We start from the raw sequence: 22702 nt of genomic DNA, 5'->3' as shown, positions 1-22702 counted from the left end.
GAGCTATTCCTGTGGCGGGGTGAGGCGCGTGATGGCGCGATAGACGTTCTTGTCGCGGCCGACGAGGAAGACCCGGTCGCCGGCGCTGTAAGTCATGCCGGGCTCGCCCGGCTCAAGCAGGATGTAATGGGTGCGACCGCGAAGGTCGGTGGTCTTGGCTTCGGCGGGCTGGCCCTGCCTGGCCTCGCCGCGAATGATGGTGGCGTAACTGCCGACCAGTTCGGCGCGGCTGGCCGCCTCGGATTGATCCCGGGGAAAAATGTCGCCGAGCCAGCGCCCGAGATAGCGCGTCGCATAGCCGGCGCCGATCAGCGCCGGGACCGCGGCGATCCACGGGTTGAGAGCGCTGCCTGTGGCGCTATTGGCGGCCCATTGGACGATGTAGCCGCTCAACCCGAAGCCGGTAAGGAAAATCACCAGCAGCGCCAGGAACGGTAGCCGCCCGACCGAGAACCAGCTGAGCACATGCGAGAGCGGGCCGACTTCGGCGCCGCTGAGTTCCGGCGCTTCGAGGTCGGGAACATCGACGCCGGGCAGCGCCGCCTCGATCGAAGCGGAGGGCGAGAAGCCGATGAGAAGGGATAGCAACTCGATCACGCCGATCGCCAGCATGACGATCAATGCAACGGTGAACGGTGCGAATTCCGGCGCGAACAGTTCTATCTTGCCCCTCCCCTGATCCCTTCAGGTCATATGGGACTGTTGTGACAGTTTTCCATGGGGCGCAAGGACTTCAGGGCACCGTTTTTCGGTATGGCTAATCTTGGTTGCTCAGATGGCGCCAAGCAACGGCGGGTACGCGGGATCGTTTCGCGGTCGAGCGGCCAAGCTGTGGGCTTGATCTTTGACCACCCACCGGCTGTCATCCCAGCGAAAGCGGACCCAACTCCCAGCCCGCGCAAATGGATGCCGGACGAGGGCAGAGCCCTCTCCGTGGGGTCCCAGCTTTCGTTGGGATGACATCGCAACTTGGGGGGGCGGGGCGCAGTGGATCAGTTCGGCGACAGCGCCCCACCTATCCAGCAGCAAGGTGGTTCAACTCAATCCGTGAGTTGCTAGTTGTCGCCTTCGTCCTCGCGGCGCTGTTCGCGGCGGCCGGACCAGAAGTCGAGGCGCTTGATTACCTCACGCTCGAAGCCGCGCTCGTTCGGTTGGTAGAACTCGGGGCGGCGATCGCCGGCCAGTTCGTCCGGGAAGAACTCCTGCCCCGAGAACGCGTCCGGATAGTCGTGGTCGTAGCGGTAGCCCTTGTTGTAGCCGAGCTCTTTCATCAGCTTGGTCGGGGCGTTGAGGATGTGCTTGGGCGGCGGCAGCGAGCCCGTCTGCTGGGCCAGCGCCTTGGCATTGGCGAAACCAACCATGGCGGCGTTGGATTTCGGCGCCGTGGCCACATAGGCGATCGCCTGCGCCATGAACAGCTCGCCCTCCGGCAGGCCGGTACGTTCGAAGGCGTTCCAGGCAGTGATCACCTGCACCATGGCCTGCGGGTCGGCCATGCCGACATCCTCCGAGGCGGCGCAGGCGAGACGGCGGAAGATGGTGTCGGGGTGCTCGCCACCCACCAGCATGCGCTGCGCCCAGTACATCGCCGCCTGCACATCGGAGCCGCGCAGGCTTTTGTGGAAGCAGCTGAGCAGGTTGTAATGCTCCTCCTGCCCCTTGTCGTAGACCGGTGCCCGCTTCTGCACCGTCTCGGCGAGGCCGGAGACATCGAGCATCGCGTCCTCCGGCAAGGCGAACAGCTCCTCGGCCAGGCCGATAAGGTAGCGGCCATCGCCATCAGCCATCTCGAGCAGCGCGTCGCGTGCTTCGGCGGTGATCGGGAGCTTCCTGCCGACATGCGCCTCGGCCCGCTCGGCGAGGATGGCGAGGTCGGGCTTCTCGAAGCGGCGGAGCGTGTAGACCTTGGCGCGGGACAACAGCGCCGCCACCATCGAGAAACTCGGGTTCTCGGTGGTAGCGCCGATCAGGATCACGGTGCCGTCCTCAACATGCGGCAGCAATGCGTCCTGCGTGGTGCGGTTGAAGCGGTGCAGCTCATCGACGAACATCACCGTCTGCCGCCCTGCCCCGAGGCGCAGCGCCTTGGCGTCAGCGATCACCTTGCGGAGGTCGGCCACGCCGGACAGCACCGCGCTCAGCTGTACGAAATCGAGCCCGACTTCCTTTGCCACCAGCCGCGCAATGGTGGTCTTCCCCACGCCCGGCGGCCCCCACAGGATGAACGACGAGACCCGGCCGGCCGTGACCATGCGGCCGATCGGGCCATTGGGCCCGAGCAGATGATCCTGTCCGATGACGTCGGCGAGCCGCTGCGGCCTCAGGGCCTCGGCGAGCGGACGCGGCGCGGCATCATCGAACAGCGAAAGCATCAACCACTCACCTCGGCCCGGACAATCCGGCCGCCCCGCTGTAGCACAACGCGCCAGCTCTGCGGACGGTCATTGGCGAGCTTGCCGAAGCGCTCGGCATCGTCGGTCGCCTGGCCGTTGAGGCTGATGATCAGGTCACCCGCCCTGAGGCCCATATCGTCGGCCGGCGAACCGGACTCGACGCGCCGCACCAGCACCGCGTGGGTGTCGTAAGGCAGCCCCAGCTCCTGCGCTACCGCTGGCGTCACGGTTTCCACCGTGGTCCCGGCGAAGCGGGTATTGCCGGAGACGCTGACTGGCTTGCCGGCACCCGGAGGCGCTTCGAGGGTGATGACCTTGTCCTCGGTCTTGCCGGCGCGGAAATACTGCAGGTCCGCCGTGGCACCGACCGGCTTGGTGGCAAGGCGGAAATCGAAGGCGCTGGGCTGCTCGATGTTGAAGCCGTCGACGGCAAGGATCACGTCGCCATCGGCGAAGCCGGCCTTCTCGGCCGGCCCACCCGGGGCGATCTCGCTGATCAGTGCGCCCCGCGCCTGGCCAAGCCCGAGGCTGTCGGCGAGATCGGCGGTCACCGGTTGCATGCGGGCGCCGAACCATGGCCGCACCAGCGCGCCACCGGCAATGCCGGTTTCGGCGACGAGCTTGGCCATGTTGGCAGGGATGGCAAAGCCGATGCCGACCGACCCGCCGGAGCGCGAGACGATGGCGGTGTTGACCCCGACCAGCCGGCCCTGCAGGTCGACCAGCGCACCACCGGAATTGCCCGGATTGATCGCCGCGTCGGTCTGGATGAAGAACTCGTAGTTCGAGCTTTCGACGCCGGTCCGCGCCAGCGCCGAGACGATCCCTGACGTGACGGTCTGGCCGACGCCGAACGGATTGCCGATGGCGAGCACCAGGTCGCCAACCTCGAGCTGGTCGGAATCGGCGAAGGCCAGGGCCGGGAAGGTGGCGCCCTTGGGGTCCTTGACCTTAAGCACGGCGAGATCGGTCTTGGGATCGTCGAGCACCAGGTCGACCGGGTACTCGTGTCCGTCATTGGTCGAGATCCGAATATCCGTCGCGCCTTCGATGACGTGATGGTTGGTGAGGATGACGCCGGCGCCATCGACGATGACACCGGAGCCGAGCGACTGTGATTTCTGCGGCCGGCTGTCCATGAACGGGCCATCGCCCCCGAAGAAGCGCTGGAAGAATGGATCATCGAGGAACGGCGAGGTGGCGCGCTGGCTGATCGTCGTGGCGTAGACATTGACCACCGAGGGGGTCACTGACTTGACCACCGGCGCGAAGCTGAGCTGCATCTCGGTGCGGGTGGCGGGAACGGTCCGCGTTTCGGCAGTGGCCGGTTCGGTGGCGTGCGCGGCGCTGACCATAGCCGGTGGCTCAACTGTGCGACTCGAAATCTCGGCGTAGCCGAATACCAGCGCGGCGCCGGCGGCGACGCCTCCGAGAGCCAAGATCAACCCCTGTTTCGACATCGTCATATCCTCAGGCGATAATGCGCCGCGAACCGTGGGCGCGATGGCCCGACAAACGCCGCGAATCTGGCGCCTTTTAGGTGCTGGGCTTACCGATTGGTAATCCGCGAAATATGACGTTGCCCAGTAGGTCAATCGACCCTATATGCAGCGCTCACTTTTCTGCCCCGAGGACCTTCTCGTACAAGACCCCTGAAAGGTTAGCCGCCCAATGACTGAGCCGACCACGGTCTACACCAACACGTCGCAGCTTATCGCCAGCGAGGAGCCGGATTTTCCGAGCTTCCTGTTCTCCAAAAAGGAACTGCACCGGGCGACGAAGGTGTTCAAGAAGGGGTTCGACGGCCTGCTGACCTATGCGGTCAAGTGCAACCCGTCGCCGCACATCATCCGCCAGCTGCACGAAGAGGGCCTGAAGGCCTTCGACGTCGCCTCCAACATGGAGATGGAGCTGGTGCGCGACCACGCCCCGGGCGCGGCGATGCACTACAACAACCCGATCAAGAACAAGCGCGAGATCGAACGGGCCTACGAGGAGTTCGGGGTCCGCTCGTTCACCATCGACCACCCGCAGCAGCTCGACCAGTTGGCGGCGGTGGTGTCGCCGTCGCGCGACATCGAGGTGACGACCCGCTTCAAGGCCGGCAAGGCGCTGAAATCCTACGATTTCGGCATCAAGTTCGGCGTAATGCAGGACGGCGCCGCCGAGATCGTCCGGCTCGTCGACCAGATGGGCTACACGCCGTCGCTCTGCTTCCACGTCGGCTCGCAGTGCGAGGACGTTTATGCCTATGAGCGCCACATCGCGGCGGCGGCCAAGATCGCCGAGGAGAGTGGGATCGAGCTCAAGCGCCTGAATATCGGCGGCGGCTATCCGGCCCCCTACCCGACCTCCGAAGCCCCGCCGATGGACTATTATTTCGAGACCATCTCGCAGGCGGTGAAGGACAACTTTGCCAGCTCCAAGCCCGAGCTGATCATCGAGCCGGGCCGTGCGCTGGTGACCTCGTCCACTTCACTGCTGTTGCGTGTAAAGCACCAGCGCGGCGGGCAGTCAGTGTATCTGAACGACGGCGCCTACGGATCGCTGATGGAAGTGAAGTTCATGCACTTCACCCCGCCGACCCGGGTGTGGCGTGGTCCGCGCCTGCACGACAATGACGGCGAGTTCTCCGATTTCACCGTCTGGGGCCCGACCTGTGACAGCTACGACGTGCTGCCGCAGATCTTCACCCTGCCCTCGGACGTCGATGAGGACGACTGGATCGAGTTCGGCCTGATGGGTGCCTACACCCAGGCTTCGCTCACCCCGTTCAACGGCTTCTGGCGCCGCGACCAGTACTGGGTAGACGAGGTCTACACCGGCAAGGACATGCAGCCGGCCGAGTGATCACGGTTCGCTGAGAAATTTGAGCCCGGCATGCGCAAGCTTGCCGGGCTTCTTGTTTATGGGTCTCGATGATGCCCTTTCACCGGCCGTCATCCCGACCCCCTACCCAGCCGCGCGCATCAAGCATATCCTCCCCCTCAGCAACCAAACGAGGTGGCGAAGATGCCGGGTGGGGTGGTCTTGGCTGTGGTGGTGCTCCTGGGCTTCGTGGCCTGGGGCGCGGTGCTGTTCTGGCGTGGACGCATTGTCGACCGCAAGGCGCTACACGAGGAACGTCACGAAACGCGTAGCGAACGACGACGCCTGCACCACAAAGGTTAGCTAGAGCAACTTCTCGATTGCAGGCACGAGGTCCGCCGGCTCTGTCGCCGAAGCGAAGCGCTGGACGTTCCTGCCGCTGCGATCGACGAGGAACTTCGTGAAGTTCCACGGGATCAGTTGCACTCCAAGCAGGCCCGGCGCCTTGCGGCGCAGCCACTGGTAGAGCGGCAGCGCGCCGCGGCCATTGACCCGCACCTTGCCGAAAATCGGGAACGTGACGTTGTAGTTGAGGTCGCAGAAGGCCGCGATCTCCGCCTCGGTGCCCGGCTCCTGCTCGCCGAACTGGTTGCAGGGGAAGCCGAGCACGACGAGGCCGCGATCCTTGTAGGTTTCGTAGAGCTTTTCGAGCCCGGTATACTGCGGGGTGAAACCGCATTTACTGGCGACGTTGACCACCAGCACGACCTTGTCGCGATAGGCTGACAGCTGCTGCTCAGCTCCACCGAGCAACGGGGCGGAAAAGTCATAAAGTGAGGTCAAGGCAATAGCTCCGGTCAGGGCAACATCCCTGCCCTAACCCGATAGCTGCATCATGCAGCGGCACTTTTCAAGGAACAGGCATGTAACCGTCAGGCCGGCGGGACCTGGCACATGATGCCCAGCGGCCGCCCCTCGTTGTCGGCGAAGAACGCCATCCATTCCTCGGTGCCGTCGGCATGCCGATGAATCATGTGGGGCGCCGCCTGGAACACCGCCCCGCGCTGCTGCAGTTCACGATGCGCGGCATGAATGTCGGGCACGCGGAAATAGATGACGTAGCTGTCGGTCTCGGCCCTTTCGCCGGCGCTCAGCATCAGCCGGGTGCCGCCGCAATCGAAGAAGGCGAGATTGCCAAAGGTATAGAGGTGCGGCAGGCGCAGCACGTCGCGATACCACGCTTCGGCTGCCGCGATGTCGCGGACCGAGCGGGCCAACTGCCCGATCGTGCCCCAGCGGACATCGTCGCGCTTCAGGACTTGTGCTGCCACCGACATATCATCTCCCCTTTGCCTGCGTTGCCCGAGCGCGCTGGCCTGCGGCACGCCGGCCCATTGCCGGAGCGCACGGCGGTTGGCGAAGCCGAGCTTGCCCAGGATGTTACCGACGTGGAACTTCACCGCGTCGCTGCTGATGCCAAGGCGTTTTGAGATCGTGCGATCGGTGCCGCCATGCCGGATGGCATCGGCCACCCGCCATTCGGCGGGCGTCAGGCTATCGGCATAGGGCGGGCGGCCACGCGACCTCGTTACGCTCATGAGACGAGGCTAACGCATGGCGGAGCGAATATCCCTACCCCTCGGTGCCATCGGGGTTGCGCAGATGCGCGTCGATCCGCCGGGTCTCGAGCGCGTCCTGCGCCTTCTCGAGCTGCCGCTCCGCCTTGGTGCGGCCGAACTTCACCCGGTTCGCGGCGGCTGTCTGCTCCTTGGCGACGCGCGCCTTGGCCTTGCGGGCTTTCGAGAGGGAGAGAATTTCGGCCACGATTGACACTCCGGTTAGCTGGCTATTGTGCAGCAGCAGGCGTCCGGGTCAATTGCACCGACACGGTAATAGGCCGGCCCCACCTGTGAGCGCGCTCTAGGCGATGGGGCGCGGCAGCGCCAGATAGACGCTGTGGCACCACTCATCGCCGACGAGGAACGTGTTCTCAGCGGTGCCGGTGACGGCGAAGCCGAGGCGCTGCAGCAACTTCAGCGAGGCCGCATTGCGCGGGTCGACGTCGGCGGTTACCGCCTCGATCGGATAGGCCGTGAATGCATAGGTGAGGAAGGCCGTGGCAGCCTCCGTCGCGAGACCTCGGCCCCATGCATCGGGGTGCAGGATGAAGCCCATCTCGGGCATCTTCCAGATGCCGATATTGCCGATCACCCGTCCGTCCTCGACGATGACCCATTCGTCGCGCGCCGGGTCGCCGCTGAAAAACTGCGCCTCGAACCAGGTTTCGGTCTCCGCCATCGACACGTGCGGCAACGTCGCCCAGTAGCGCATGGCCTCAGGCGAACTGAGGATGGCGTGGATCGCGAGGATATCGGAGGCAATGGCGCGGCGCAGCACCAGCCGCGCCGTTCGAAGCTGGGTCATCTGGGAACTCCCGATATCGCCGGAGCTTATCGCGGGCGAGCGAGCGTTAGATAGATGCTGTCGCACCATTCGTCGCCGAGCAGGAACGTGTTCCTCGCTTCGCCGGTCCTGGCAAAACCCAGCTTCTCCAGCACCCACAGCGATGCGAGGTTTCGCGGATCGACATCGGCCAGCAACTGGTCGGTGAGCTGGCGCGTGAACGCATAGTCGATGAAGGCGGCCGCCGCCTCGGAGGCAATCCCTCGCCCCCAATACTCGGGGTGGATCATGAAGCCAAAATCCGGCAGGCGGCCGGCGCCGACGTCACCAACCACCCGGCCCTCGAATTCGATGGTGAAATCCTCGCCACCTGCGGCCGTGCGCTCGATCTTCCGGTCGAGCCAGGCGCGGGTCACGTCACGATCGGCGTGCGGCAGCGTAGACCAGTAACGCATCCCCCGCGCGTCCGACATCATCGTGAAGAATGCATCCAGATCGTCAGGCCGTGGGCGGCGCAGCAGCAGCCGCGCCGTTTGGATTTCCATCAGACCAGCCGGCTCTGTTCCTTGGCCGCTTCGATGAAGCTGGCAAAGAGCGGGTGCGGCTCGAACGGCTTCGACTTCAGCTCCGGGTGGAACTGCACGCCGATGAACCACGGATGATCGGTGCGTTCGACGATCTCCGGCAGCTTGCCATCCGGCGAGACGCCGGAGAACAGCAGCCCGTTGGCCTCGAGCACCTTGCGGTAGTTCATGTTCACTTCGTAGCGGTGGCGGTGCCGCTCGGTGATGCGGGTCGAGCCGTAGATGTCGGCCACGCGCGACCCCTTGGCGAGCTGCGCCGGGTAGGAGCCGAGACGCATGGTGCCGCCAAGATCGGTTTCGGCGCTGCGCGTAACCTGCTCGTTACCCTTGACCCATTCGGTCATGATACCGACGATCGGTTCCTTGGTCGGGCCGAACTCGGTGGAATTGGCATTCTTGATGCCGGCGGTGTTTCGCGCCGCCTCGATGCAGGCCATCTGCATGCCGAAGCAGATGCCGAAATATGGCACGTCCTTGAGGCGCGCAAAGCGGGCCGCCTGGATTTTGCCTGCCGACCCGCGCTCCCCGAAGCCGCCCGGCACCAGGATACCGTGGATGTGCTCGAGATAGGGCGCCGGATCCTCGTGCTCGAAGATCTCGGAGTCGATCCAGTTGAGGTTGACCTTCACCCGGTTGGCGATGCCGCCATGCACCAGGGCTTCGCTCAGCGATTTGTAGGCGTCCTTGAGCCCGGTATACTTGCCGACGATGGCAATGTTGACCTCGCCCTCCGGATTGTGGAGGCGCGACGACACGTCTTCCCAGGCCTTGAGGTCCGGCGCCGGGGCGTCTTCGATGCCGAAGGCGGCCAGCACTTCGCGGTCGAGGCCTTCCTTGTGATAGGCGAGCGGCACGTCGTAGATCGATGCGACGTCGAGGCCCTGAATCACGGCGCTCTCGCGCACGTTGCAGAACAGCGCCAGCTTCTTGCGCTCGGAATGCGGGATCGGGCGATCACAGCGGACCAAGAGGATATCGGGCGAGATGCCGATCGAGCGCAGCGTTGCCACCGAATGCTGCGTCGGCTTGGTCTTCAGTTCCCCCGCGGACGGAATGAACGGCATCAGCGTCAGGTGGACGTAGATGGCGTGGCCGCGCGGCAGGTCGTTGCCGAACTGGCGGATCGCCTCGAAGAACGGCAGCCCCTCGATGTCGCCGACCGTGCCGCCGACTTCCACAAGCACAAAATCGAAATCTTCATTGCCCTCGCGGACAAAATCCTTGATGGCGTCGGTGACGTGCGGGATCACCTGCACCGTGGCGCCCAGGTAGTCGCCGCGGCGCTCTTTGGCGATGATGTCGGAATAGATGCGCCCGGTAGTGACGTTGTCGCGCTTGTTGGCGTGACGACCGGTGAAACGCTCGTAGTGACCGAGATCGAGATCGGTTTCCGCCCCGTCGTCGGTGACGAACACCTCGCCATGCTGCGTGGGCGACATCGTGCCCGGATCGACGTTGAGGTAAGGGTCGAGTTTCCTCAGGCGGACTTTGTAGCCGCGAGCCTGCAGAACCGCGCCGAGAGCTGCGGAAGCGAGGCCTTTACCCAAAGAGGAAACCACGCCACCGGTGATGAAAACGTACCGTGCCATGGGCTTTTACCTTAAGCGGTCGAAATTCTGATTCTCAAGGGCGCTGCCGATCACGTTGGCATGGCCCCACACAAAAAGAAGAAGGGGATGTTGCCATCCCCTTCCCCGGTTCGCTGTCGCGGCGGCCTCAGTTGGCAGGCGCCGCTGGTTGTTCTGTCGTCGCCGGAGCCGCCGGAGTTTCGGTAGCGGGCGCCGTTTCGGTGGGCACCGGCAGATCGGAACCGGCTGCCGGGGCCTCTGTGGTCGTCGATGGGGTATTCGTCGCCGGGGCGGTGGTCGTGTCGGTCGGAACCGGCAGATCGCCCCCGCTCTGCTGCTGCAACTGCTGCAGCGCGTCGAGCACGGTGGTCGGCGCCGCGTCACCACCCTGGGCAGCGCGGTCGAGGATGGAGCTCGTACCGCGATCAACCGAAGAGAGAATCGTCAGGCCGATGGCCGAAGCAAAAAACAGAGCCGCCAGGATGGCTGTGGTGCGGGTCAGCAGGTTTGCCGAACCACGGACCGAAATCAGGCCGTTGGCATTCGAGGAACCCATGCCGAGCCCGCCGCCCTCGGACCGCTGCAGCAGGATCACTGCAATCAGCGCGAGCACGATCAGGAGATAGGCGACGATCAGGACGTTGGCCATTGGACCTTCAGGCTTTCGATATCGGTTTGGCGCGCTTCTACACGCGCGCCAACACAAATGCCAGCGCCATCCGCCGCCTTTCGATCGGCGCCGGATGCCTCTTCTAGAGAGCCGAGATAATGGCGTGGAAGTCGTTTGCCAAGAGGCTTGCCCCGCCGACCAGCCCGCCATTGACGTTGGCGATGCGCAGGATCTCACTGGCGTTCGACGGCTTCATCGAGCCGCCATAGAGGATGCGCACTGCCGCACCGCGCTCGCCAAACCGGGATTTCAGCTGGTCGCGAATGGCATTGTGCATCTCAGCGATGTCGGCCGATGTCGGGGTACGGCCGGTGCCAATGGCCCACACGGGCTCGTAGGCGATGACGATGTCGTGACCCGACCAGTCGTCCGGCACCGAGCCTTCGAGCTGACCGATGACGACGCTTACAGCCCTGCCCGCATCGCGCTCAGCCTCGGTTTCGCCCACGCATATGATCGGCACGAGGCCGGAGGCGTGTGCGGCAAGTGCCTTCTGCTGCACCAGCCCATCGGTCTCGCCGTGGTTGCTGCGGCGCTCCGAATGGCCAACGATCACGAACTGGGCGCCGGCATCGGCCAGCATCTGCGCGCTGACATCGCCGGTATGGGCGCCGCCGGCGGCCGGATGGCAGTCCTGTCCGCCGGTGACGATGCCGGCTGGAGCCGCCAGTTCGTTGAGCCGTTCGAGCAGCGTGGCAGGCGGGCAGATCACCACCGTACCCCGCGGGCCTCCGCCATTGGCGAGCAGCGCGGCGAGCTTCTGCACCTCCCCCAGGGAGGCCGTGGTGCCGTTCATCTTCCAGTTGCCCGCGATCAGCGGCGTTATCTCTGCCGTCACCTTGACGCTCCTTCTACTTGCCTATTGTGGGAGTTTCCCATAACCCCCGTCCCGATGTGCCTTGCGGCACAAACTCGACCCTGTCTAGTATCCGCCGCCCGCCGGGGAGGCGGCTGTTGTTGGATTTGTCTCGATGCTCGATAGCTTTCGCCACCTGACCAAGACCTGGTTCGGCAAGATTCTCGGCGCCTTTCTGATTGTCGGCCTGGCGGGGTTCGGTATTTCGAACGTCATCACCGGCTTCGGCACGAACACGGTAGCCACCGTCGCCGGACAGGATATTTCGGTTCGCGACTATCAGCGCGCCTACAATACCCAGATCAACGCCGTCGCCCAGCAGATCGGCCGTGTGCCGACCGTCGAGGAAGCCAACGTCTTCGGCGTGCCGGGGGCTGTGCTCGACCGGCTCGCCGGTGAGGCTGCCGTCAACAAGCTCGGCGAGGATCTCGGCCTCGGCGTCTCCGAGGACCGCCTCGGCAAGATGCTGCGCGAGGACCCGAGCTTCTCCAGCGCGCTCGGTTCGTTCGATCGCAGCAATTTCCTGCGCGTGCTGCAGCAGAATGGCTTCACCGAAGCTGAGTATTTCGACCTCCAGACTAAGGCGGCGCGCCGCCAGCAACTGGTGAGCGGCTTGCTCTCCGGTGCACCCGCGCCTGCGACCGCCACCGACCTGCTGTCCCGCTTTTCCGGCGACACGCGTACGGTTGATTACTTCATCCTGAACGCCCAGGCCCTGCCCCCGGTTGCCGAACCGACGGAAGAAGAGCTGGCGACCTATCTCAAGGACAACCAGGCCAAATTCCGCACCAAGGCGACTCGTACGATCGAGCTGCTGGCGCTGTCGCCCGAGGCGATCGCCGCCACCAAGACCATTTCGGATGAAGACGTCGCGGCCGAATATGAACGCACCAAGGACAGCCGCGTGAAGATCGAGCGGCGCACCGTCAAGCAGGTGGTGCTCAACACGCCCGAGCTCGAGAAAGCCTTCACCGACGGCAAGGCCGCCGGCACGCCGTTCGCCGACGTGCTCGCCGCCAGCGGTGCGACGGCCCAGGATCTGGGCAACCTCAGCAAGACCGAGATCACCGACAGCAGCCTGGCTGACGCGGCGTTCGGATTGGCGCTGAACGATTACGTCATCATCGAGGGCATTGGCTCGAAGCGCGCCGTCAGCGTTTCGGCGATCGAGCCTGGCGGCGTCATCAGCCTCGAGGACGCCAAGGCCGATATCGCCAAGCAGTTGGCGCTCACCCAGGCCCGCAACGAATATACCGACGTGCTCGACCAGATCGAAGAGCTCCGCGCTGCGTTCAAGCCGCTGCCGGAGATCGCCGAACGCTTTGGCCTCCACACCGTGACCGTCCCGCTGACCGAAACCGGCGCGGAGCTTGCCAACAGCCCGGACGTCGGCCCTGAGGATGCGCAGCGCATCGCGACCGCGGTGTTCAAGGCCGAGCAGGGCAACCTTGCTCCGACCATCCAGCTGAGTTCGACCCGCAACCTCTGGTTCGACCTCAAGCAGGTCGAGGACGCGCGTGACCAGACGCTCGACGAGGTCCGCGACGCGGTGATCGCTGCCTGGACCAACGCCAAGACTGACGAAGCCGTCACCGCTGAAGTGGCGAAACTTCTCGAGCAGGTGAAGGCCGGCACCGCATTTGCCGACGTCGCCCGCAGCATCGGCCAGTTTCCGATCCTCAGCCAGCCGCTGAAGCGCTCGGGCGACGGCACCACCGTGCTGAACCAGGCGGTTGCCAACGAGATCTTCAACGGCGGCCCGACGCATTTCGGCTCGGCGGTGAACGGCGACGGCGACCACGTGGTGTTCCAGGTGGTCGAAGTGAACCAGGGCACTACCGACCAGACAGCGGACATCAAGAAGTTCGTCGAGGAATCGAGCCGTGATGCGCTCTACAGCGATCTGCTGACCGGGCTGAAGTCGGAAGCCGGCCTCAGGATCAACGAGCAGGTCCTCAAGCAGCTTACCGATACCGGCGCCCTGCAATGACCGCTGACGACCAGTACGGCGCCTTCGCGGCGGGATACGATGCCGGCCGCGCCCAGATCGTCTTCCGGCGCGTCGTCGCCGATCTGGAAACGCCGATCGGTGCTTACCTGAAGCTCGCCGAGGGGCGGAAGAACACCTTCCTGCTCGAAAGCGTGCAGGACGGCGCCACGGTCGGGCGCTACTCGATGATCGGGTTCGATCCGGACATCATCCTCAAGGTCGAGAAGGGCCAGGCCAGCATCAATCGCAATGCCGGCCTGACGCCCGACGCCTTCACTCCGGTCAGCGAGCCGCCGCTCGATGTGCTGCGCGCCCTGGTCGCGGAGAGCCAGGCCGAAGTGCCGCCCGGGCTGCCCTCGACCGCAGCGGGCATCTACGGCTATCTGGGCTACGACATGGTGCGGCTGATGGAGGTGCTGCCGGACCGCCACGAGGATCCGCTCGGCTTCCCCGAGGCGATCCTGATGCGGCCGACCGTGCTCGCCGTGTTCGACACCCTGAAGGACGAACTCTATCTCACCGCGCCAGTCTACGTCCGCCCAGGTGTGACCGCGAAACAGGCCTGGGAAGGCGCACAGAGTCGCATCGACGACGCCGTCGGCCGTATGGGCCGTACCCTGCCCTACACCTCGACGCCGCCCGATATCGACTCCATCGCGGTCAAGTCCAATACGAGCGTCGAGCAGTATGCCCGCATGGTCGAGGACGCCAAGGAGTACATCCGGGCCGGCGACATCTTCCAGGTGGTGCTGAGCCAGCGTTTCGAGGCCGAGTTCACTCTGCCGCCGACGGCGCTCTATCGCGCGCTGCGCCGCACCAACCCTTCGCCTTACATGTACATGCTGGATTTCGGCGATTTCGCCGTCGCGGGTTCGAGCCCGGAAATCCTGGTCAAGGTGCAGAATGGCAAGGTCAACATCCGCCCCATCGCCGGCACCCGCAAGCGCGGCGCCACGCCGACCCGCGACAAGGAACTGGCCGACGAGCTGTTGAGCGACCCCAAGGAACTGGCCGAGCACCTGATGCTGCTGGATCTCGGCCGCAACGACGTCGGCCGGGTGGCCAAGATCGGTAGCGTCGAGGTTACCGACAAGTTCTTCCTCGAGTACTACTCGCACGTGATGCACATCGTCTCGAACGTCGTGGGCGACCTCGACCCGAAATACGATTTCGTCGATGCGCTGGCTGCCGGCTTCCCTGCCGGCACCGTTTCGGGTGCCCCGAAAGTCCGGGCGATGGAGATCATCGACGAACTCGAGAAATCGCGCCGCGGCATCTATGGCGGTTGCGTCGGCTACTTCGGCGCCGACGGCACGATGGACACCTGCATCGTCCTGCGCACCGCGATTGTCTCGAACGGCAAGATCTACGTACAGTCGGGCGCCGGCATCGTCGCTGACAGCAAGGCCGAGCTCGAGCAGCTCGAGTGCGAGAACAAGGCCCGCGCCCTGTTCAGCGCCGCCGAAGAGGCGCTCCGCTACGCCGGTGAAGCGCGGGTCGGCCAATGAGCACTCTACGATGGCGGGGGCAGCTCTGATTCTGAGATTTCCGCTTTCGCGGGAATGACCCGGTGTTTACATAACGTCCGAGCCTGGAACCTGAGACATGCGCCTCCTCGTCATCGATAACTACGATAGCTTCACCTACAACCTCGTCCACTTCCTGGGCGAACTGGGCGGCCAGTCCGAGGTGTGGCGCAACGACAAGATCACCCTCGATCAGGTCGCGGCGATCGCTCCCCAAGCCATCGTGCTGTCGCCGGGTCCCGCCACCCCCGATACGGCCGGCATCTGCCTCAGCCTGATCGAGCGCTTTGCGCCGACGACGCCGATCCTCGGGGTGTGCCTGGGGCACCAGGCGCTCGGCCAGGCGATGGGCGGTGAAGTGATCCGCGCGCCGCACCTGATGCACGGCAAGACCTCGAAGATCAATCACAGCGGCAAGGGCCTGTTCCGTGGGCTGAATTCCGGCTTCGAGGCGACGCGCTACCACTCGCTGATCGTCAGGCCGCAGAGCCTGCCGGACGTGCTGGAGGTCACCGCCTCTACCGATGACGGGCTGATCATGGGCATGCAGCACCGGCACTACCCAAGCCACGGCGTGCAATTCCACCCCGAGAGCATCGCGTCGGAAAACGGGCACGCGATCCTGCAGAACTTCCTCAACCTCGCCCGCGACTTCAACCTCAGGAAGGCCGCGTGATGGATATCAAGGGAGCTCTCAACAAGATCGCCTCGCGCCAGGATCTGACCGGCGAGGAGATGCGCTCGGTGATGACCACGATCATGGATGGCGAGGCGACGCCCAGCCAGATCGGTGCGTTCCTGATGGGCATGCGGGTGAAGGGCGAGACGGTCGGCGAGATCGCTGCAGCCGTCTCGATCCTGCGGGACAAGATGGTGCCGGTGGCGGTCGACGCCCCGGACAGCATCATCGATATCGTCGGCACCGGTGGCGACGGCGCGGAGACGCTGAACATCTCGACCGCCACCTCGATCGTCGTGGCGGGCGCCGGCGTTCCGGTGGCCAAGCATGGCAACCGCGCACTGAGCTCGCGGTCGGGAGCCTCCGATGTACTGCAGGCGCTCGGCATCAAGACCGATATCGGGCCCGACAAGATCAGCCAGTGCATCCGGGAGGCCGGAATCGGCTTCATGTTCGCGCCGGCGCACCATCCGGCGATGAAGCATGTCGGCCCCGCTCGCATGGAGATGGGCACCCGCACGATGTTCAACCTCCTGGGGCCGCAGTCGAACCCGGCCGGCGCGCGTCGCTACATGCTGGGCGTCTACGACAAGAAGTGGGTTGAACCGGTCGCGGCGGCGCTGCTCGCCAACCGCGCCATTTCGGCCTGGGTCGTGCATGGCGCCGATGGCATCGACGAGCTCTCGACCACCGGCCCGAGCTTCGTCGCCTCGATCAAGGGCGGGGACCTGCGCAGCTTCGAGATCACCCCGGAAGATGCCGGCCTGCCGCGCGCCACCATGGCCGACCTCAAAGGCGCCGATCCGGCTTACAACGCCTCGCGGCTGCGCGGGCTGCTGGATGGGGTGAAAGACCCCTATCGCGACATCGTGCTGCTCAACGCCGCCGCCGCCTTCATCGTCGCCGGCCGTGCCGACACGTTGAAGCTGGGAGCGGACCTTGCGGCCCGCGAGATCGATTCCGGCCGCGCCAAATTGACGCTCGACAAACTCATTTCCGTATCGAACAGCTGATCCATGTCCGACATCCTCTCGCAGATCGAAGTCTACAAACGCGAGGAGATCGCCGCGGCGAAGACCCTCCGGCCCTGGAACGAGGTGGTCGCCGAAGCGCATGACGCGCCGCCGGTTCGGCGGTTCCTCTCGGCGCTGAAAAAGAAGCGGGCCGAGAACCAGTTCGCGCTGATCGCCGAGGTGAAGAAGGCGAGCCCCTCCAAGGGCCTGATCCGTCCCGATTTCAACCCGGCCGAGATCGCCCGGGCCTATGAACTGGGTGGCGCCTCTTGCCTCTCCGTGCTCACCGACCGCCCGAGCTTTCAGGGCGCGCCGGGCTACCTGATCGAGGCGCGCAACGCCACCAAGCTGCCGGTGCTGCGCAAGGATTTCCTGTTCGAGACCTACCAGGTGGCCGAGAGCCGCGCCTGGGGTGCGGATTGCATCCTGATCATCCTCGCGGCAGTCAACGACGACACCGCGCGCTACCTGCTCGATGCCGCCGAGGAATGGCGGATGGATGCGCTGGTGGAAGTGCACGACCAGATCGAGCTCGACCGGGCGCTGGGGCTGAACGCCGAGTTCATCGGCATCAACAACCGCAATCTCCGCACTTTCGAGACGACGCTCAACACCTCGGTGACCCTTGCCGGCGGGGTGCCGCAGGGCGTGCACCTGGTATCGGAAAGCGGCGTCAACACCCATGCCGACCTGGTGAAGCTCGAGCATGCCGGCATCGGCACGTTCCTCGTCGGCGAGAGCCTGATGCGGCAGAGCGACGTCACCGCTGCAACCATCAAGCTGCTGCACGGCTGATGGCGCTCACCCACCTCAACCAGCGGGGGGAAGCGCATATCGTCGATATCGGCGACAAGGCCGTGACACGCCGCCGGGCGGTGGCGACGGCGCGGCTGGAAGCCAAACCCGAGACAGTGGCTCTGATCCTTGGCGGCGCGCTGAAAAAGGGCGACGCGCTGGCCGTTGCCCGTATCGCCGGCATCATGGCCGCGAAGAAGACCTCCGAGCTGATCCCGCTCTGCCACCCGATCCCGCTGACCAAGGTGAGCGTCGAGATCGAAGGCGACGGCCCTGCCCTGGTGGTGACTGCTACTGCCGAGACGACGGCGCAGACCGGCGTCGAGATGGAGGCGATGACGGCGGCCTCGGTCGCCGCGTTGACCCTCTACGATATGGCCAAGTCGCATGACCGCGCCATGCGGGTGACCTCGATCCAGCTCGAGGAGAAATCGGGCGGCAAGTCGGGTGATTTCCACCGATGATGCCGGTCGACGAAGCCATCGAGCGGATCTTCAGGAAGCTCCCGAAGCTCGGCAGCGAGGCGGTGCCGCTGGCCCGGGCGCATCGCCGCGTGCTCGCCCAGCCGCTGGTGGCGCGGCACAGCCAGCCGCCGTTCGATGCCAGCGCCATGGACGGCTACGCCGTACGCGCCGCCGAGGTGGTTCCCGGCCGGCCGCTGAAACTGGCCGGAACCTCACAGGCCGGCGCCCGCTTTGTCGGTATGATGGAGCACGGCCAGTGCGTCCGCATCTTCACCGGTGCGCCCCTGCCGATCGGCGCCGATGCGGTGATCATGCAGGAAGAGGCGACGGCCAAGGGTAACCAGATCAGCTTCGAGAAGGTGCCAAAATCCGGCCAGAGTGTCCGCAAGCAGGGCTTTGACTTCAAGCGCGGCGCCGAGCTGTTGCCGGCGGGCGTCGCATTGACGCCGGCCATGCTCAACCTCGCGGCCTCCGCCAACCACCCGACGCTGACCGTGACGCGCCGCCCCAGGATCGCCGTACTGGCGACGGGCGACGAGTTGGTGGCCCCGGGCACGCCGCTCGGGCCCGACCAGATCATTGCTTCCAACACCTACGGGCTGATCCCGCTGCTGGCGCCCTGGGCCGAAGAAGTGATCGACCTCGGCATCGTGGCCGACGACAAGCTGAAGCTCGAGGCGGCCCTGTTAAGCGCCTTCGACCAGGGCGTCGACATGCTGGTCACCACTGGCGGCGCCAGCGTCGGTGAGCGCGATTACGTCCAGGACGTGCTGCGCGACCTCGGCGTCGAAGTGGATTTCTGGAAGCTCAGGATGCGACCGGGCAAGCCTTTGATGTTCGGTACCCGCGGTAAGACGCTGGTGTTCGGCCTGCCCGGCAATCCGGTCTCGGCACTGGTGACCGCGACGGTCATCCTGAAGCCGGCGCTGAGGGCGCTGACCGGCCACATCGATCCGTTCTGGCCCCGCATCGGCGTGCCCACCCTGCTCGGCCTGCCGCCCAACGGGCCGCGCCGCCACTTCATGCGGGCGACGCTCAGCCGCAACGATATCGGCTTCCTGCAGGTCGAGCCGATCTTCGAGACCGACTCGAGCCACTCGACCTCGCTGGCGCTGGCCGACGCGTTGATCGTGGTGCCGGAAGACTCGCCGGGCGTGCCGCCGGGCGAGATCGTCGACGTGATCCCGCTCAGCTGGGGCTGAGCCGGCGCTTGACCTTCCCATTATGGGAAGGTGTACCCGCCTCCTGCTGAGAAGGAGGCACAGTATGAACATCGGACAGGCCGCCAAGGCCACCGGCATTTCGACCAAGATGATCCGCTACTACGAATCGATCGGGCTGGTCGCCGCACCGCACCGGACCGAGTCCGGCTATCGGGTCTATCTCGACGACGATCTGCATACGCTGCGCTTCATCAACCGCGCCCGCGACCTGGGCTTCTCGGTCGAGCAGATGCGCGACCTGCTGACGCTGTGGCGCGATCGTGACCGGGCCAGCGCCGACGTCAAGGCGATCGCCCGCTCGCATATTGCAGTACTGGCCGAGAAAGCGCGCGCCCTCGCCGCGATGAGCGAGACGTTGCAGCACCTGGCCGACACCTGCCACGGCGACGACCGACCGAGCTGCCCGATCATCGAGAAGATCGCGGCTGCGGTCCCGCTAGCGGGCCGTCCGGCGCAACGCCCACGCTTCGGCGTTGCCTCGTTGCACTGAGGCTTGACCCTCCAAACATTGGAACCCTTAGGCACCTCGATCGATGCCGCGCGACTCCCCGCGCGGGAACAGTCGAAAGGACCTTTCCAATGCAACCCGATCCACGGCGGTGGTGGGGCCTGGCGCTGCTGAGCGCCGCCCAGTTCATCGTCATTCTCGATACCTCGATCGTCGGCGTCGCCCTGCCGGCGATCCAGACCCAGCTCGGCTTCTCGGCCGAGAACCTGAGCTGGATCTTCAATGCCTATGTCGTCGCCTTTGGCGGCCTGTTACTGCTCGGCGGCAAGCTGAGCGACGTGTTCGGCGCGCGCCGCATGTTCGCGCTCGGCTTTGTCATCCTGACCGCAGCCTCGATTCTTGCCGGTGTTGCGAGCTCTCAGGCCGTGCTGATCGCCGGCCGGGCTATCCAGGGTGTTGGCGCCGCGCTCATCGCGCCATCCGCGCTGGTGCTGCTGATGCAGTTGTTCGCGCATGATGGGCGCGAGCTCGGCAAGGCCTTCGGCGTCTGGGGCGCGGCCGCTGCCGCCGGTGGCACGGCCGGCGTGTTCCTTGGCGGCGTCATCACCGAATGGCTGAGCTGGCCGTGGACCTTCCTCGTCAACGTGCCGCTCGGCGCTTTGGTGCTGCTGCTGACCCCTGCCCTGTTGCCGCGGGTGCATGGCGGCATCGGCCGGATCGACTGGCTCGGCGCCATCACCATCACCGGGGCACTGTCGCTGGCGGTCTACGCCATCGTCACCACCGGACCAGGCCAATGGTCCTCGCCCACGACACTGAGCCTGTTGGGCGTCGCGGCGCTGCTGTTCGTCGGCTTCATCGTGCTGCAGGCCGTAGGTCGGCAGCCGCTGCTGCCACTGTCGATCTTTGCGACGCCCAATCTTGCCGCGGCCAACCTGCTGATGGCGCTGCTCGGTGCGGCGTGGATCCCGCTGTGGTTCTACCTCAACCTCTACCTGCAGCAGGTGCTGGGCCTCACGGCGCTCTATAGCGGCCTGGCGCTGGTGCCGATGACCGTCACCATCATGGTGCTGATGGTCTGGTTGTCGGGCCGGCTGGTCGGCCGCTTCGGCATCAAGGCGAACCTCGTCGCCGGGCTGCTCGCCATGGCCGTCGCGCTGTTCCTGTTCACCCGCGTACCGGCCGACGGCGACTTCTGGACGGATGTGCTGCCGGCCTCCATGCTGGCCGCTCTCGGCATGGCGCTCGCCTACATCCCGGCAACGATGGCGGGCATGTCGGGCGTTCGCCCTGAACAGACCGGCCTCGCTTCGGGCCTGATCAGCACCACCTACCAGATCGGCTCGGCCATCGGCCTCGCTGCCATGGTGGCGGTAGCCGCTGGAAGCGGCTCGGACCTGCTGGCCGGCTTCCAGGCGGCATTCTTCGGGGCAATGATCGTCGCGGCGGTCGCCGCGCTGGCCGCGCTGCTGTTCATCAGCGGCACCCCGGCCACGCAGGCGGCAGCCGCGGAGTAGCGAGAATGGGCCCGGCGTCGCGCCGGGCCTCAATCCACCGCTAGTGCCTGGTCTTCCGCTCCAGCACCGACTTGAGGACGATGGTGAGCACCGCGAGCAACGCCAGCGTCGAGGCGGCGGCGAAGGCGCCGGTGACGTTGAAATCGTTGAACAGCAGCTCGATCTGCAGCGGCAGTGTGTTGGTCTGGCCCCGGATGGCGCCTGAAACCACCGAGACCGCACCGAACTCGCCGATCACCCGGGCGTTGCACAGCACCGCGCCATAGAGCAGCGCCCAGCGGATGTTGGGCAGCGTCACGTGCCAGAAGATCTGCCGGCCGTTGGCGCCCAGCGACAGCGCCGCCTCCTCGTCTTCGCCGCCCTGCTGCTGCATCAGCGGGATCAGCTCGCGCGCCACGAACGGCGAGGTGACGAACAGCGAGACGAGGAAGATCGCCCACACCGTGAACATCAGTTTTACGTCGAACTGTGCGAGGAACGGGCCGAGCAGCCCCTGCCCGCCATAGAGGAACAAGTAGATCACACCGGCGACGATCGGGCTGACCGAGAACGGGATCTCGATGAAGGTGATCAGCAGCCGCTTGCCGCGGAATTCGTAGCGCGTCACCAGCCATGCGGCGGCGATACCGAACCCGACATTGATCGGCACCACGACGATCGCCGCCAGCACGGTGAGAAAGATCGCGTGCACTGTTTCGGGTTCGACGATGTTGCCCAGATAAACGCCGACGCCCTCGCGAAACCCGGTGACGACGATCAGCACCAGCGGCACCAGCAGCACGACGCCGGCCATCAGGTAGGCGAGCCCGATCAGCCCCCACGCCACCGCGGATTGCGGGCGGCGCGGATCGGCCGGGAGCGACGCGTCAGCGGGATTTATCTGCATAGCGGAGCTGCCAGGCCTGAAGCAGGTTGGTGAGGAACAGGGTAACGAACGCGGTCGCCAGCAGCACGGTGGCGAGCGCCGCCGCGGCTGGGTAGTTGTGCTCGTCGAGCCGGATGAAGATCAGCAACGAGACGATCTCGGTCATCCCCGGCAGGTTCCCGGCGATGAACACCACGGCGCCGAACTCGCCGATGGCGCGGGCGAAGCACAGCACCACACCGGTGGTGAAGGCCGGCAGGATCAACGGCAGGATGACCCTCGAGAACACCTGGAACGGCGTCGCGCCGAGCAGCCGCGCCGCCTCCTGCACGTCCTCGGGAATGTCCTCGAGCACCGGCTGCACCGTGCGCACCACGAAGGGCAGCGAGGTGAAGGCCATGGCGACGATGATGCCGAGCTGCGCGTGGGTGACAGTGATCCCCAGCGGCACGAGGATCTGCCCGTACCAGCCGGAGGGACCGAACAGCGTCACCAGCGCCAGGCCGGCGACGGCGGTGGGCAGTGCGAATGGCAGGTCGACCAACCCATCGATGATGCGCTTGCCGGGGAACTCGTAGCGCACCAGCACCCAGGCCAGCAGCAGGCCGAAAAAGCCGTTGAATACGGCAGCAGCGGCGGCGGAGGAGAAGGTGATCCAATAGGCCGAGATGGCGCGCGGCGACGAGACGATGCGCCAGAACTCCGGCCAACCGAGGCTGAAGGTCTTGAGCAGCATCGCTGCAAGCGGCAGTGCCACGATCAGGACGAGATAGAGCGCGGTGATGCCGAAGGTCAGCCCGAAGCCCGGCAGCAGATGCCTGCGACCGGGCTTTCGCGCCTTCGGCAAGCGCGTTCCAAAGGCAACGGCGCGGGGAGTTTCCCGCGCCGTATCGAGGCTGG

23 protein-coding genes are annotated in these 22702 nt (G+C 65.5%); 10 read left to right on the top strand and 13 right to left on the bottom strand.

From position 1 onward, the window contains the following. Positions 1–3: 3 nt before the first annotated feature. From AC1ROK_RS24060 to AC1ROK_RS24050, 3 genes are all read right to left on the bottom strand, one after another. The gene (locus tag AC1ROK_RS24060) at positions 4–657 is read right to left on the bottom strand and encodes a YqiJ family protein (protein WP_492851996.1); all 654 of its coding nucleotides are present in this window, start codon (positions 655–657) and stop codon (positions 4–6) included. A gap of 398 nt (positions 658–1055) precedes the next feature. Continuing rightward, complete coding sequence (locus tag AC1ROK_RS24055) at positions 1056–2372, bottom strand: replication-associated recombination protein A (RefSeq protein ID WP_492851663.1); 1317 nt, start codon at positions 2370–2372, stop codon at positions 1056–1058. Continuing rightward, positions 2372–3832, bottom strand: a complete 1461-nt coding sequence (locus AC1ROK_RS24050) for a DegQ family serine endoprotease (protein ID WP_492851661.1) — start codon at positions 3830–3832, stop codon at positions 2372–2374. Before AC1ROK_RS24050 ends, AC1ROK_RS24055 begins: the two co-directional genes overlap by 1 nt. 232 nt (positions 3833–4064) lie before the next feature. Here AC1ROK_RS24050 and AC1ROK_RS24045 point away from each other — a divergent pair, with 232 nt between their 5' ends. Further along, positions 4065–5243 carry a type III PLP-dependent enzyme domain-containing protein gene (locus tag AC1ROK_RS24045; protein WP_055881439.1) on the top strand — a complete coding sequence of 393 codons (1179 nt, stop codon included), beginning with the start codon at positions 4065–4067 and terminating at the stop codon, positions 5241–5243. Between the two features lie 321 nt (positions 5244–5564). Here the strand turns inward: AC1ROK_RS24045 and AC1ROK_RS24040 are convergent, their stop codons facing one another. From AC1ROK_RS24040 to tpiA, 8 genes are all read right to left on the bottom strand, one after another. After that, positions 5565–6044, bottom strand: coding sequence for a glutathione peroxidase (locus tag AC1ROK_RS24040; protein WP_492851659.1), 480 nt, complete (start codon positions 6042–6044; stop codon positions 5565–5567). Positions 6045–6133: 89 nt separating this feature from the next. Then, positions 6134–6799, bottom strand: coding sequence for a LuxR C-terminal-related transcriptional regulator (locus AC1ROK_RS24035; RefSeq protein WP_492851657.1), 666 nt, complete (start codon positions 6797–6799; stop codon positions 6134–6136). 34 nt (positions 6800–6833) lie between these two features. After that, a complete protein-coding gene (locus tag AC1ROK_RS24030) occupies positions 6834–7025 on the bottom strand; it encodes a DUF4169 family protein (protein WP_492851655.1) in 192 nt (63 codons plus the stop codon). A gap of 96 nt (positions 7026–7121) precedes the next feature. Then, complete coding sequence (locus tag AC1ROK_RS24025; RefSeq protein WP_492851653.1) at positions 7122–7625, bottom strand: GNAT family N-acetyltransferase; 504 nt, start codon at positions 7623–7625, stop codon at positions 7122–7124. A 26-nt stretch (positions 7626–7651) separates the two neighbouring features. Continuing rightward, positions 7652–8149, bottom strand: a complete 498-nt coding sequence (locus AC1ROK_RS24020) for a GNAT family N-acetyltransferase (RefSeq protein ID WP_492851651.1) — start codon at positions 8147–8149, stop codon at positions 7652–7654. Beyond that, the gene (gene pyrG / locus AC1ROK_RS24015; RefSeq protein WP_492851649.1) at positions 8149–9777 is read right to left on the bottom strand and encodes a CTP synthase; all 1629 of its coding nucleotides are present in this window, start codon (positions 9775–9777) and stop codon (positions 8149–8151) included. The genes AC1ROK_RS24020 and pyrG overlap by 1 nt, the downstream gene beginning before the upstream one ends. A 127-nt stretch (positions 9778–9904) precedes the next feature. Beyond that, positions 9905–10405: a preprotein translocase subunit SecG gene (secG, locus tag AC1ROK_RS24010; protein WP_492851647.1), complete on the bottom strand. Its 501-nt coding sequence runs from the start codon at positions 10403–10405 to the stop codon at positions 9905–9907. A gap of 103 nt (positions 10406–10508) precedes the next feature. Next, positions 10509–11264, bottom strand: coding sequence for a triose-phosphate isomerase (tpiA, locus tag AC1ROK_RS24005; protein ID WP_492851645.1), 756 nt, complete (start codon positions 11262–11264; stop codon positions 10509–10511). Positions 11265–11397: 133 nt separating this feature from the next. On the opposite strand from tpiA, the gene AC1ROK_RS24000 reads away from it, so the two are divergent. From AC1ROK_RS24000 to AC1ROK_RS23960, 9 genes are all read left to right on the top strand, one after another. After that, positions 11398–13272, top strand: coding sequence for a peptidylprolyl isomerase (locus AC1ROK_RS24000; RefSeq protein WP_492851643.1), 1875 nt, complete (start codon positions 11398–11400; stop codon positions 13270–13272). Next, positions 13269–14780, top strand: coding sequence for an anthranilate synthase component I (gene trpE, locus AC1ROK_RS23995; RefSeq protein WP_492851641.1), 1512 nt, complete (start codon positions 13269–13271; stop codon positions 14778–14780). The genes AC1ROK_RS24000 and trpE overlap by 4 nt, the downstream gene beginning before the upstream one ends. 97 nt (positions 14781–14877) lie before the next feature. Further along, on the top strand, positions 14878–15474 hold the full coding sequence (locus AC1ROK_RS23990; RefSeq protein WP_492851639.1) for an anthranilate synthase component II: 597 nt from the start codon (positions 14878–14880) through the stop codon (positions 15472–15474). Beyond that, on the top strand, positions 15471–16490 hold the full coding sequence (gene trpD, locus AC1ROK_RS23985; RefSeq protein ID WP_492851637.1) for an anthranilate phosphoribosyltransferase: 1020 nt from the start codon (positions 15471–15473) through the stop codon (positions 16488–16490). Before AC1ROK_RS23990 ends, trpD begins: the two co-directional genes overlap by 4 nt. Before the next feature lie 3 nt (positions 16491–16493). Beyond that, positions 16494–17285 (top strand): indole-3-glycerol phosphate synthase TrpC, encoded by a 792-nt coding sequence (gene trpC / locus AC1ROK_RS23980; RefSeq protein WP_492851635.1) that lies wholly within the window; start codon positions 16494–16496, stop codon positions 17283–17285. Next, complete coding sequence (gene moaC / locus AC1ROK_RS23975) at positions 17285–17749, top strand: cyclic pyranopterin monophosphate synthase MoaC (RefSeq protein WP_492851633.1); 465 nt, start codon at positions 17285–17287, stop codon at positions 17747–17749. The genes trpC and moaC overlap by 1 nt, the downstream gene beginning before the upstream one ends. After that, positions 17746–18951 carry a molybdopterin molybdotransferase MoeA gene (locus AC1ROK_RS23970; protein WP_492851631.1) on the top strand — a complete coding sequence of 402 codons (1206 nt, stop codon included), beginning with the start codon at positions 17746–17748 and terminating at the stop codon, positions 18949–18951. Before moaC ends, AC1ROK_RS23970 begins: the two co-directional genes overlap by 4 nt. Positions 18952–19015: 64 nt before the next feature. Beyond that, the gene (gene cueR, locus AC1ROK_RS23965; RefSeq protein WP_492851629.1) at positions 19016–19462 is read left to right on the top strand and encodes a Cu(I)-responsive transcriptional regulator; all 447 of its coding nucleotides are present in this window, start codon (positions 19016–19018) and stop codon (positions 19460–19462) included. An 89-nt stretch (positions 19463–19551) separates the two neighbouring features. Further along, positions 19552–20937 carry an MFS transporter gene (locus AC1ROK_RS23960; RefSeq protein WP_492851627.1) on the top strand — a complete coding sequence of 462 codons (1386 nt, stop codon included), beginning with the start codon at positions 19552–19554 and terminating at the stop codon, positions 20935–20937. Between the two features lie 40 nt (positions 20938–20977). Here the strand turns inward: AC1ROK_RS23960 and cysW are convergent, their stop codons facing one another. Both cysW and cysT read right to left on the bottom strand, forming a co-directional pair. After that, positions 20978–21823: a sulfate ABC transporter permease subunit CysW gene (gene cysW / locus AC1ROK_RS23955; protein WP_492851625.1), complete on the bottom strand. Its 846-nt coding sequence runs from the start codon at positions 21821–21823 to the stop codon at positions 20978–20980. Further along, positions 21804–22649 carry a sulfate ABC transporter permease subunit CysT gene (cysT, locus tag AC1ROK_RS23950; RefSeq protein ID WP_492851623.1) on the bottom strand — a complete coding sequence of 282 codons (846 nt, stop codon included), beginning with the start codon at positions 22647–22649 and terminating at the stop codon, positions 21804–21806. Before cysT ends, cysW begins: the two co-directional genes overlap by 20 nt. Between the last annotated feature and the right edge of the window lie 53 nt (positions 22650–22702).

This window comes from Devosia sp. GW821-FHT12F11 (assembly GCF_058806655.1).
Note: the sequence above shows the minus strand (reverse complement) of the source record. Positions and strands in the feature narration are given on the sequence as shown.